Here is an 11,286-nt window from a genome sequence, read left to right as displayed (position 1 = left end):
CGCGGGCCTCTCAGTAGAGGGGCAGGGTGGGGTCCACCTGCCGCGAGTACAGGTCGATGCCGCCCTTGAGCGACACGGCGTCCAGTCCCCTCGAGAGCAGGTACGCCGCGCCGTCCAGGCTGCGCACGCCGTGGTGGCAGTAGACGACCACGGGCCGGCCTCGCAGGGCCTCCAGCTCGTCGGCGCGCTCGTCCAACTCCGGCAGGGGGATGAGCACCGAGTCCGGGAGCGCCACCCAGGCGTGCTCGTCCGGGAAGCGCACGTCCAGCAGGGCGGGGCGGGACTCGGCGGGGCCAGCGAGCAGCTCGGCGAGGCGGGTGGGGGAGATTTCGGGAATCGGCATCACAGGCCTCAGGCGGCGGTGGGGGCGGAGCAGAACGCCTCGTAGTCGATGAGCTCCACCTTCGCGCCCGGCGCGCACACCGGGCAGGTCGGGTCCTTGCGCAGCTTCAGCTCCTGGAAGCGCGTGCCCAGCGCGTCGAAGGTGAGCAGCCGGCCGGTGAGCGGCTCGCCCCGGCCGAGGATGAGCTTGAGGGCCTCGTTGGCCTGGAGCAGGCCGATGAGGCCGGGCAGCACGCCCAGCACCCCGGCCTCCGCGCAGGACGGGGCCAGCTCCGGCGGCGGCGGGGCGGGGTAGAGGCAGCGGTAGCAGGGGCCCTGGCCGGGGACGAAGGACGTCACCTGTCCCTCGAAGCGGAAGACGGAGCCGTGGATGTTGGGCTTGCCCCGCATGACGCACGCGTCATTGAGGAGGTAGCGGGTGGGGAAGTTGTCCCCGCCGTCCAGCACCAGGTCGAAGCCCTCCAGCACGCGCAGGACGTTGTGCGAGGTGAGCCGCTCCTGGAAGGGCACCACCTTCACGTCGGGGTTGAGGGCTTCGATGGCGGCGCGGGCGCTGACCACCTTGGGCTGGCCCTGGAACTCGCGGGTGTGGAGGACCTGGCGCTGGAGGTTGCTCAGGTCCACCACGTCCGAGTCGACGATGCCCAGCGTGCCCACGCCGGCCGCGGCGAGGTACAGCGCCGCGGGAGAGCCCAGCCCGCCCGCGCCCAGCAGCAGCACCCGGGCCTGGAGCAGCTTCGCCTGCCCCTCCTCGCCCACCTCGGGGAGGATGAGGTGGCGCCGGTAGCGCTCCTTCTGCTCGGCGGTGAGGACGAAGGGCTTCTCCACCGGGAGGGCCGTGTCGCTCCAGCGGTTGTAGCCGCCTGCCAGCGAGGCCACGCGCGTGTAGCCCAGCTCCTTCAGCGTCTTCGCGGCCAGCGCGGAGCGGGTGCCGCCCGCGCAGTAGACCACCAGCTCCTCGTCGCGCCGGGCCCTGTCCTCAATCCGCAGCTCCAGGTAGCCCCGGGGGATGTGCAGGGCGCCGGGCAGGCGGCCGCCCGCGTACTCGTCGGCCTCCCGCACGTCCACGAGCTTCACGGGGGCGCGGGCGTCCAGCAGCCGCTTCACCTCGTCGACGGAGACCTCGCGAATCTCCTGCTTCACTCCGGCCAGCAGCTCTTGGAAGGTGGGAGCCATGACGCCGGGTATAACCCGCCGCCCCCGGGCCGTCCGTCCGGATGTGGGCCTATGGGCGGTCGGCCAGCCGGGCCCATGGATTTTCGCGGCCCGGGCGTTATAACGCACGGCATAGGAGAGCAACCGACATGGACAGCACCCCCACGACGACTTCCGCTCCCGGCACCGCGCCGGCCCCCCAGGCCACCCCCGGCGAGGCCGTGCGGCTGACGGAGGCGGCCATCAACCAGGTGAAGGCCGTCACCAAGGCCCAGGGCTTCGAGGGCTACTTCTTCTCCATCCGCGTCGTCCCCGCCGGCTGCAGCGGCCTGGGCTACGACTTGAACCTGGTCAAGGAGTCCAAGGCCGGCGACCTCGTCTGGGAGCAGGACGGCGTGAAGATTGCCACCGACGCGATGAGCAGCCAGTACCTCGCGGGCACGGAGATTGATTACGTCTCCGCCATCACCGGCGCGGGCTTCAAGTTCAACAACCCGAACGCGAAGTCCTCCTGCGGCTGCGGCACCTCGTTCACCACCTGAGCGACGGCGCGGTTTCCAGCGGCGCCCGTCCTTGAAGGGACGTCGGGCCGGGTGGGGCAGGGTGCCTCCCCGGCCTTCGTCGTTGCGGGCACCCGCTCAGGCGCCGGCGAGCGGCTTCATCACCTTCAGCCAGGTCTGGTTCTCCTTCTGGCGCGCCAGGCGCTGGGCGCGGCGGGACTCGGCCTCGCGGAAGGCCTCGCGCTCGGCGTCCGTCTCCATCAGCAGCGGAGGCACCTGCACCCGGCCCCCGTCCTTGTCGATGGCCACGAACGTCATGAGCGCGCTGGTGGTGAGGAAGCGCTCCCCGGTGAGCGGGTTCTCCGCGTGCACCGTGACTCCCACCTCCATGGACGTGCGGAAGGCGGCCAGCACCCTGCCGTGCAGCAGGGCCACCCAGCCCACCTTGATGGGCGCGTGGAAGTGCAGGTCATCCATGGAGGCGGTGACGACGACCTGACGGCAGTGGCGCTGCGCCGCCACCGCGCCGCAGATGTCTATCCACTGCATCACCTTCCCGCCGAAGGCGGCGTTCAGGTTGTTGGCATCCGGAGGGAGGATGAGCTGCGTCATCACCACCTCCGTGTCCTTGGCGTTCTTGGGCGTCAAATCTGGCATCTCACACCTTCAGGCCAGGAAGCTGGAGACGCGGTCGAGGAACTCGTCGCGTCCCTTGCCGCGCCGGATGTCCTGGGTGGAGACGTCCAGGACGAGGCACTCCACGCCGTACTTCTCCTGCAGCACCTGGGGAAAGCTCGCGTAGTAGCCGTTGAGCCCGCGCAGGAACTGGTGGCGGATGCCCTTCTCCTCCTCGCGGCCGCGGGTGCGGATGCGCTGGAGGAGCACGTCCACGCTACCCACCTCGAAGCAGATGACCTTGTCGGGGCGGATGATGTGGCGCGACAGGCGCTGGAAGTACTCGTAGTACAGGTCCAGCTCCGCGTCGGTCATGTTCCCCAGGCCGTGGAGGTACTTGGCGAAGATTTCCGGGTCCTCGTACAGCGTGCGGTCCTGCACGCAGCTGCGCTTGTACGAGTGGATGAGCTCGTGGTGCTCCACGCGCCGGATGAGGAACTCGAGCTGGAGCGTGAAGGACCAGCGCGACATGTCCGCGTAGTAGTCACGCAGGAAGCGGTTGTCGATGACGGGCTCGTCGAAGAGCTGGTAGCCGAAGCTCTGGCTGATCATCTTCGCGGCCGTCGTCTTGCCCGCGCCGATGTTGCCCGCCAGCGCCACGAAGCGCCGGCTCTTGGGCACCTTTACGCGGACCGTGTTCTTGAGGCGGGAGGCCGGGGCCTCCTCGTCCCCAGCGGGGGCGGCCGGTGCAGCGGACGGGCGCGAGCGCGAGGTGGTGCGGGGCATGGAACTGGGCTTAACCCGGCTTCGCGGAGGCGTCCATTTGCTGCCTCAGCAGGTCCGGCCGGTCCGTCATGATGCCGCCCACTCCTTCCTGTAGCAGCCGCTGCATCTCCGCCGGGTCGTCCACCGTCCAGACGTTGACCCACTTGCCCCGGGCGGCGCACTCGCGGAGGAAGGACGGATCCACCAGCCGGATTTCCCCGAAGTACAGGGGCATGTCGAGGACGGTGAAGCGCAGATCCTCGGGGGGCGTGTCCCCGCCGCGCAGGGCGATGACGAAGGCGGCCAGCGCGTCACGCGGGTAGAAGTGGCACGCGTCCGGGAGCCGCGCGGCCAGCCGCTCCCCCACGGTGTCCTGCTCGCTGCCCATGCACACCCGCTCCAGGGCGTCTTCCTCCTTCAGGAGCTGCGCGAAGGCCTCTTCGATGCCGGGCACGTCCGGCTTCAGCTCCACGTTGAGGCGCAGGCCGGGAAAGGCGCGCAGCACCTCGCGCAGGGTGGGAATGCGTGCGCCCTGGCCACGGAAGGGGAAGGTGCGCCCTTCGTCCGGGCTGAAGCCGAAGCCCGCGTCCACACGGCGCAGCTCCGCCAGGGTGAGGGCGGCCAGCGGCCCGGTGGCGTCGGTGCAGCGCTCCAGGGTGTCGTCATGGGCCACCACCACCTCGCCGTCGCGGGTGAGGTGGACGTCCAGCTCCAGCATGTCGGTGCGGTAGCGCTCCACCGCCTGGCGGAAGGCGTCCAGCGTGTTCTCCGGGGCCAGCGCCGCGCCACCGCGGTGGGAGATGTGCAGCGTGGGCCGCAGGCCCCGGAGGAAGGGGGGGAGGGGAGGGGACATGCGGCCATTGTAGCGGCAGCGGGGGCCGGAAAAGACGAAGGCCGCAGCCCCCGGTGGGAGGCTGCGGCCCGGTACTTCAGGCGGCGTCCGCGACTAGCGCTTGACGCCCGGGGTGGGCAGCGAGATTTCGAAGTCGGCCTTGTTGTCGTTCGTGTCCAGCACCGTGCCGGCCACGTCGGGGTTCACCTTGCGCTGGAAGGACACGTCGCTGGCGTTGCTCTCGAAGAGCTCGGTCGGGGCGCCCTCGGCGAAGGAGAGCTCCCTGTCACCCGCGCCCGTCGCGATGGTCCCGGTGAAGGCGGTGGGGGCGGCGGCATCCTTGGAGGCCTCGTACCAGAGCGCGTCGGTCAGCACGCCGGTGGGGTAGTAGAGCAGGCCGACCGAGTCGTCCGCGCCGTTCTGGATGATGTCCGTGAGCGGGTTGGTGATGGTGACGCGCAGGGTGCCCGCGGGCAGCGCGTTCGTCACGGTGGCGGGGCCGAGCACGAGCACCGCGCCCGGGGCGAGCGTGTCGGTGGCGGTGGTTCCATCCGTCACCGAGGTCAGCTCGAAGCGGCGGTACTCCTGGCGGCTGGTGGCGGGCGCGGTGGGCGGGTTGCCGTTGGGGCTCGCGTTGACGAGCACCACCACCATGTTGCCCACGTGCACGGGGGCGTCGGAGTTGTTGATGAGCTCGATGAACTCCTTGTCATCCACGGCGCCGGCCGTGGCCGCGACGTTGTCCGACTCCACCTCGTTGATGATCAGGCCGGTGGGCGGCGCGTCGCCGGCGCCCCAGAAGCTGGCGGTCGCGGCGGTGGTGCTCACGGGAGCCCCGTTGGTGCCGCTCAGGCCCGCCGCCGTCACGGTGTAGCGGGTGCCCTCTGTCTGGGCCGCGGTGGTGAGCTTCACCTTGTTGTCCGTGACTTCCACCGCACTGACGGCGAGCTCCGGGGTGATGGTGAAGTCAGCGGCCGCCACGGTGGCCGCGTCCACGCTCACGTTGAAGAGCACTTCGGCCGTGGTCGCGCCCAGCGAGCGCACGCCCGTCACGATGACGGGGCAGGCCACGATGAGGTCGCTGGCGCGGAACGGGGAGATCTGCGCCGTGGTGCCGAAGCGGCCGTAGGGCACGGCCACCGCGGTGAAGTTGCACTGCTGGTTGATGCCCGAGGCCGACACCACGGTGTTGGGCATGCGCAGGATGAAGCTGCTCGAAGGCGTGGGCGCGCCCGCGGTGCTGAAGGTGAAGGTGGTGAAGCTGCTGCCCGAGGCGGTGGCGGGGCCCGTCACCGTGCCGCGCACCTGCACGAGGTCCGACTCGTAGGCCGCGAGCGCCGCGGGGCTCCTCACGTCCGCGCGGCTGCTGATGTCCGCGGTGAGGCCCGGGGGGGTGGCGGTCACCAGGCTCTGCACGGGAGCACCCTGGCTCGCGCGGGTGAGGCCGGTGATGGCGCTCGCCTGGTTGAGGCCGTTGAAGAGGGTCTTCTCCGTCACGTTGAAGGAGATCATGTCCCCCACCGCGAGCGCGGGCGTCTGGGCGGCGGCGTCCAGCTTCACGAGGAAGGAGGGGCCCGGCGCGGTCGCCTGCACGTAGAAGCCTGCCGGCGTGGAGCCGACCGCGGGCGCGATGTAGGTGACGTACACGTTGGTGATGGGCAGCGGCGGGCTCACCGGGGCCGCGTTGCCGTTGGTGGGGGCGGTCGCCGCGAGGAAGGCCCGGATCTGCGTGTTCTCGGGGCTGCTCAGGTCCGCGGGGATGTCCGTCGTCGACGTCCCGGCATCCGTGCCCGCGTCCGTCCCGGCGTCCGTGCCCGTCCCGGCATCGGGCGGGGTCGGGGATACGCAGACATTCGCCGTGCAGACCTGACCGGTGGCGCAGTCGACATTGGTCTCACACGAGTTGTCGTCACGGTCAGAGCAGGCCATCGCGGCGAGCGCGGTGAGACCAGCCACCAGCACCAACCGCCCATTGCGAATCATCATTGGGTCATGCCTCCAGGATGCTTTGTAGTTGGCCCCGCTCTTACACCGCCGCCCCGGGGGGCGTCCAATAGCGGGACTGTTGGGCATGGAGTCGTCACAAGCCCGTGATTTCCCTCTCGGGACAGCCCGTTTTTCGGGAAGAGGCGGGCTTGCGGGTTGGGGCTGCGTCCGTTCTGTCCCGGAGGCTTCCTTGTGGCGCTGCTTCTTCTGATGATCCGTCGCCACCCGCCAGCACTGGGAGTGGTGGCTCGTTTTCTGGTTTGCCCGGTCCTGTCCGGTACCTACCGAAGCAGGTAGGTTCCCTGGCTCCCCCAACCCTGTGATTGTGGGTAAGCTCAGGAAAAGTTAGCCCCATCCACCTCCAGACAGACGGCTTTCCCCTTCCGTGAGCTCGCCCCAGACGGCCATCCCGTTCGGAAACTACCTGCTGATCAAGCGGCTCGCCGTGGGAGGCATGGCGGAGCTGTTCCTGGCGCAGCGTCCGCCCGAGCCGGAGCTGGTGGTCCTGAAGCGGATCCTCCCGTACCTGTCGGAGGAGCCGGAGTTCGTCCAGATGTTCCTGGACGAGGCGCGCATCGCCGCGCAGCTCCACCACCCCAACATCGTGCAGACGCACGAGCTGGGGAAGGAGGGGGACAACATCTTCATCGCCATGGAGTACGTGGAGGGCGTGGACCTGCGGCGCGTGGTGTCCGAGGAGGCCAAGTACGGCGCCACGGTGCCCTACGGCGTGGCGGCGCGCATCTGCGCACAGGTGGCGGCGGGGCTGGACTACGCGCACCACAGCCGGGGCGTGGACGGGCGCCCGCTGGAGCTGATCCACCGGGACGTCAGCCCGCAGAACGTGATGATTGGCTACGACGGGCGCATCAAGCTCGTCGACTTCGGCATCGCCAAGGCCGGCGCGTTCATGGAGCGCAGCAAGCCGGGCGTCATCAAGGGCAAGTTCCTCTACCTGGCGCCGGAGCAGGTGTCGCAGGAGCGGTTGGACCACCGCGCGGACATCTTCGCGCTGGGCACCATGCTGTACGAAATCACCACCGGCCGGCAGCCCTTCGCCAAGCCCACCACCGAGGGCATCCTCTACGCCATCCGCTACGAGGACCCGTCCCCGCCGCACCTGCTGCGCGACGACTACCCGGAGCAGCTGTCGCGCATCATCATGCGGTGCCTGACGAAGGACCGGAACCAGCGCTACCAGCGGGCCTCGGCGGTGCGCGCGGAGCTGGAGTCCTTCCTGGAGTCGGGCGCGCTGCGGCAGAGCCTGGACGTGGCGGACTACACCGCCCGGCTGCTGGGCGCGGAGGAGGAGCGCACCATCCTCCACATCCCCGTGGCCCGGGGGCCGGGGCGGCGGGAGGCCACGTTGCCGCTGCCGGGCGCGCGGGTGCCGGTGGAGGCCGCGCCGCCGCAGCGTCCCTCCGTGCTGGAGTCCACCGCCCCCACGCTGTCCTCCACCACGCCCGCGTCCGAGCCCCCGGTGTCGGCCGCGCAGCTCACCCCGGGCCTCACCGCCCGGCCCACGCCGCGGCGCACCTCCGCCGAGGCGCTGGCGGTGCCCGCCTACTCCGACGAGCCCGAGCCCGCCACGCAGATGGCGCGCCCGCGCGACTTGCCCACCGGCGTCCGGGACGAGGACGACGAGGTGGACTCGGACGTGTCCACCGCCATCAACACCACGCCCACCGGCATGCAGATGGCGGCCCTGGTGGCGGCGGAGCTGGAGACGGACGACGCCGAGCACACCGTGCCGCAGCGGAGCCGCCTTCGCGACGAGCGCCCGCGCCCGCCCTCCGCGCCGCCGGTGCCGCAGGCCCCCGTGCGCCGCTCCGGCCCGCACTCCGAGCCCCCTCCGCCACCGCGCCCCTCCAACATCTCCGAGCCGCCGCGCTCGCGCCGCGTCTCGCCGCCGCCGGCGCCCGCCTCCGTGCCGCCGCGCCGCACGCCGCGCCCGGACGAGGAGGCCTCGCAGTCCGTCTCCGTCACGCCGCCCGCGCCGCCGCGCCGTCCCCCGCCCGTGGACGAGGACGAGGAGGCGTCGCGGTCCGTGTCGATTACGCCGGCGACGGTGAACCAGCGGGCCGTGTCCCGCCCCCTGCTGCCGGCCTCGCGCCTGGCCGCGCCGGACGAGGAGGACGACTACTTCCCCACCGACTCGGGCATGTCCACGGTGGAGCACACCGACCCGACGCCCACGCTGCGGCCGGACCCGGACGACGACGAGTCCACCGCGGGCTACGACGGCTACTTGAGCGATACCGACGGCGAGGCGTACGCGAACACGCACGCCAGCCTCCCCCGGCGCCGCTTTCCGGTGGCGCTGCTGGTGGCGAGCGGCGGCGCGCTGCTGCTGACGCTCGGCGCCGGTGTCGTCTGGGCCCTGCGCACCCCGGCGTCCGCGGCACCTCGAGACCTCTCCGCCACCGTCCTCAACGAGCCCCCGAAGCCGGCGCCCGAGACGCCCCGGCCCGCGGGCTCGCCGCCCGCCGTGGACACGCCCGTGCCAGTCGCCCCCGAGGCGGCCGTGGTGGCGCTGGCTCCGGACGCGGGGAGCGAGCCCGTCGAGCCCGCAGTGCCCGCGGGTCCGGAGGCGCCGGAAGAAGGCGCGACGCCGGAGCCGGAAGTCGCCGACGCGGGCACGCCGGAGCCCGTGCTGGTGGAGGTCCGCTTCGAGGCACCGGCCCGCACCCTGCTGTGGCAGGAGGGGGGCGAGAAGCTGCCCATCAACAGGGTCATCTCCCTGCCGCCCGGCCGGGTCCGGGTCCGATACGACTGCCCGGGACGTCGGACCCCCAAGGGTACAAAAACCTACCCTGTAGAGCCGGCGAGCGAGGGGCCGCTGGTCTTCCAGCTCCCGTGCAAGGGACGGCGCTAGTCGTGTCGGGCACTTGGCCCGTATGCGGCATCCTGCCCCCGGGGCGGACAAGTGGGCCCGGGTGGGCTTGAGTGCCATTAAGTCGTTGGAATTCCTAGGTTTTCATCTTCCTGAGCGCGTTTACACATGTCAGAGGGGTCCGTAGAATCCGTGACCCTTATGGCGCGCCCGAAGAGTCAGAAAAGCGTAGTCACGAAGAGGAGTTACACGGCCGGCCGGGTGGCCCGGCAGCTTCCCGTCGCACCGGAGCCCAACAGGCTCCTCAAGGTGTGGAGACGCGTGCTCGAGCGCCGCCTCCGCACGAGGTTGCGCGCGAAGGTGGCGTTGGAGATCCACGACAACACGCACACCATGCTCACGTTCCAACGCCAGCGAGCGATGTGGCGGCTGCGGCTGCACCACATGTTCCTCGCCGCGCCGGATGACGTGGTGCAGGCGCTCGCCAGCTTCGTGCGCAGGGGTGACCCGGACGCCAGCGTGCTGCTGGACCGCTACATCGAACGCAACCGCGCCTACATCCGCCGGTTGTCTCCGGCGCAGATGCGCAAGCGCATCCGCCTGGAGCCGGAGGGCCAGCACCACGACCTGGAGCGCATCTTCGCCCGGCTCAACGAGCGCTACTTCGACAGCCGCATCGACGCGGCGATTACCTACGGCCCGGCGCCACGGGTGAGGGGGCCTCGCAAGAGCATCAAGATGGGCTCGTACTCGGCGGACTCGAAGGTCATCCGCATCCACCCGGCGTTGGACCAGCCGGTGGTGCCGCGCTACTTCGTGGAGTGGATTGTCTTCCACGAGATGCTCCACCACGTGTACCGGACGCGGCGGGGCGACGATGGGCGGCGCTGCATCCACCCGCCCGAGCTGATGGAGCACGAGAAGCGCTTCCACGACTACTCGCGCGCCCAGGCCTGGGAGCGGGAGAACCTGGACCTGTTGCTGCGCGCCCGCATCGCCTCGGTGTGAGCGGGCGGGCGTCCTCCCCTGGCCTCAGGGGAGGATGAGGCCACCGGGGCTGCGCCGCTCCTGCGAAGGGGCGGCCGTGGCCGCGGGGGCCGTGGAAGCACCGGGGGCCGCCGTCGCCTCTGCCCCCTGGGCCTCGGCCCGAGCACCCGCGGCGGCCACGAGGGCGAGCACCTTCTCGAAGAGCCGCTCGGCGAAGCGGGACAGGGGCTCCCCGGCGCCGTGGTAGAGGCGGCGGGCCTCGGCTCGCGCCAGCTCGGCCTCACGGGGGCGGGCGGTGCGCTCGAAGTAGTCCGCCATCCGCCACAGCCGCAGGGCGTAGCGCTGACGGCCCTCGGACGCGAAGAAGTCGCGCGCCACCGAGCGCACCGCCGCCAGGAGCTGCTCCTGGCGCTGCACGTCGCTGAGCGCCAGCGGGCTGTGCATCACCTCGTCCATCTTCTCCAGCAGCCGCTTCACCTCGGGCTCCGGGGGCACCCATGTGGCCAGCTCCCGCGTCTCGTGGAGCAGGTCGCCCTCCAGTGCGCGGCGCGCGTCCTCGGGCTCGGGTGGGGGCAGGGGGGGCGGCTCCACCGGCTGCACGCCGAAGTGGCGCAGCGCGACGTCCAGGCCGGGCGGGAAGGGCGTGCGGGCGCGGAGGTTGGTGCCGGCGGCCTCGGCCAGCAGGGCGGCGGCCTCGTGCTGGGGCAGCTCCACCGTGCCGCCCTGCTCCAGCGCTTCCCTGAGGAGCTTCCTCCAGCCGCCCCGGCTCGTGTCCCCCACGCGCAGCTCCACCACGCCCTCCACGTCGGAGATGAGCGCCTGCACCATCTCCACGCCGCCACCTCGCAGCGCACGGGCCATGACGACCGCCCGCTCGCCCGCGCTGGAGAGGGTGGACGCCATGGCGGGCAGGGCTTCCGGTACGGGCGCGGCGGCGTGCGAGGGCTCGGGCGTGCTGGGGCGGGGGGCCACGGCCACGGCGACGCCGCGCGAGCGCAGCCGGTACAGCGCCTTCTTCGCGGCCTTGGCCAGGGGCTTCACCCTGGAATCGGACAGGGCCTCGGGCAGGGCGGGCAGGCCCTCCAGCACGGCCGCCTCCAGCACGGCGGCGGCGAGGGCGTCCGGCAGGGGCTCCACGGCGGCGGGCGTGGCCGCGCCCACGTCCCGCGCGAGCGCACGTGCGGCCTCCACCGCGTCGGCGGGAAAGGCGGGCAGCGGAGTTCCGGCGCGCAGCGCGTCCAGCAGGGGGCGGGGTTCGGTGGGGCTCATGC

At 71.5% G+C, this 11,286-nt stretch carries 10 protein-coding genes; 3 read left to right on the top strand and 7 right to left on the bottom strand.

The features are described 5' to 3' along the window. Window positions 1-10: 10 nt before the first annotated feature. Window positions 11-343: a rhodanese-like domain-containing protein gene (locus G4D85_RS29445; RefSeq protein ID WP_164017336.1), complete on the bottom strand. Its 333-nt coding sequence runs from the start codon at window positions 341-343 to the stop codon at window positions 11-13. Window positions 344-351: 8 nt separating this feature from the next. Next, window positions 352-1,518 carry a molybdopterin-synthase adenylyltransferase MoeB gene (gene moeB, locus G4D85_RS29440; protein WP_164017335.1) on the bottom strand — a complete coding sequence of 389 codons (1,167 nt, stop codon included), beginning with the start codon at window positions 1,516-1,518 and terminating at the stop codon, window positions 352-354. 128 nt (window positions 1,519-1,646) lie between these two features. On the opposite strand from moeB, the gene G4D85_RS29435 reads away from it, so the two are divergent. Further along, the gene (locus G4D85_RS29435; RefSeq protein WP_164017334.1) at window positions 1,647-2,039 is read left to right on the top strand and encodes a HesB/IscA family protein; all 393 of its coding nucleotides are present in this window, start codon (window positions 1,647-1,649) and stop codon (window positions 2,037-2,039) included. Between the two features lie 96 nt (window positions 2,040-2,135). Here the strand turns inward: G4D85_RS29435 and G4D85_RS29430 are convergent, their stop codons facing one another. The 4 genes from G4D85_RS29430 to G4D85_RS29415 all read right to left on the bottom strand — a co-directional run bounded on the left by G4D85_RS29430 (window position 2,136) and on the right by G4D85_RS29415 (window position 6,195). Continuing rightward, window positions 2,136-2,654: an acyl-CoA thioesterase gene (locus G4D85_RS29430; RefSeq protein WP_164017333.1), complete on the bottom strand. Its 519-nt coding sequence runs from the start codon at window positions 2,652-2,654 to the stop codon at window positions 2,136-2,138. Between the two features lie 9 nt (window positions 2,655-2,663). Next, a complete protein-coding gene (locus G4D85_RS29425) occupies window positions 2,664-3,398 on the bottom strand; it encodes a deoxynucleoside kinase (RefSeq protein WP_164017332.1) in 735 nt (244 codons plus the stop codon). A 10-nt stretch (window positions 3,399-3,408) separates the two neighbouring features. After that, entirely contained in the window at window positions 3,409-4,230 is an 822-nt protein-coding gene (locus tag G4D85_RS29420; protein WP_164017331.1) for a glycerophosphodiester phosphodiesterase family protein, read from the bottom strand. Window positions 4,231-4,323: 93 nt separating this feature from the next. Then, window positions 4,324-6,195 carry a lamin tail domain-containing protein gene (locus tag G4D85_RS29415; protein WP_164017330.1) on the bottom strand — a complete coding sequence of 624 codons (1,872 nt, stop codon included), beginning with the start codon at window positions 6,193-6,195 and terminating at the stop codon, window positions 4,324-4,326. A gap of 385 nt (window positions 6,196-6,580) precedes the next feature. On the opposite strand from G4D85_RS29415, the gene G4D85_RS29410 reads away from it, so the two are divergent. Together G4D85_RS29410 and G4D85_RS29405 are read left to right on the top strand one after the other, a co-directional pair. Beyond that, window positions 6,581-9,070, top strand: a complete 2,490-nt coding sequence (locus G4D85_RS29410) for a serine/threonine-protein kinase (RefSeq protein WP_164017329.1) — start codon at window positions 6,581-6,583, stop codon at window positions 9,068-9,070. A 219-nt stretch (window positions 9,071-9,289) separates the two neighbouring features. After that, window positions 9,290-10,036, top strand: coding sequence for a hypothetical protein (locus tag G4D85_RS29405; RefSeq protein ID WP_164017328.1), 747 nt, complete (start codon window positions 9,290-9,292; stop codon window positions 10,034-10,036). Window positions 10,037-10,060: 24 nt separating this feature from the next. Here G4D85_RS29405 and G4D85_RS29400 read toward each other — a convergent pair whose 3' ends face one another. Beyond that, the gene (locus G4D85_RS29400; protein ID WP_164017327.1) at window positions 10,061-11,284 is read right to left on the bottom strand and encodes a hypothetical protein; all 1,224 of its coding nucleotides are present in this window, start codon (window positions 11,282-11,284) and stop codon (window positions 10,061-10,063) included. Between the last annotated feature and the right edge of the window lie 2 nt (window positions 11,285-11,286).

The sequence above is a fragment of the Pyxidicoccus trucidator genome, assembly GCF_010894435.1.
Taxonomy (GTDB): Bacteria; Myxococcota; Myxococcia; order Myxococcales; family Myxococcaceae; genus Myxococcus; species Myxococcus trucidator.
The sequence above is the reverse complement of the archived record's forward strand: the minus strand, read 5'-3'. Positions and strand labels throughout refer to the sequence as shown.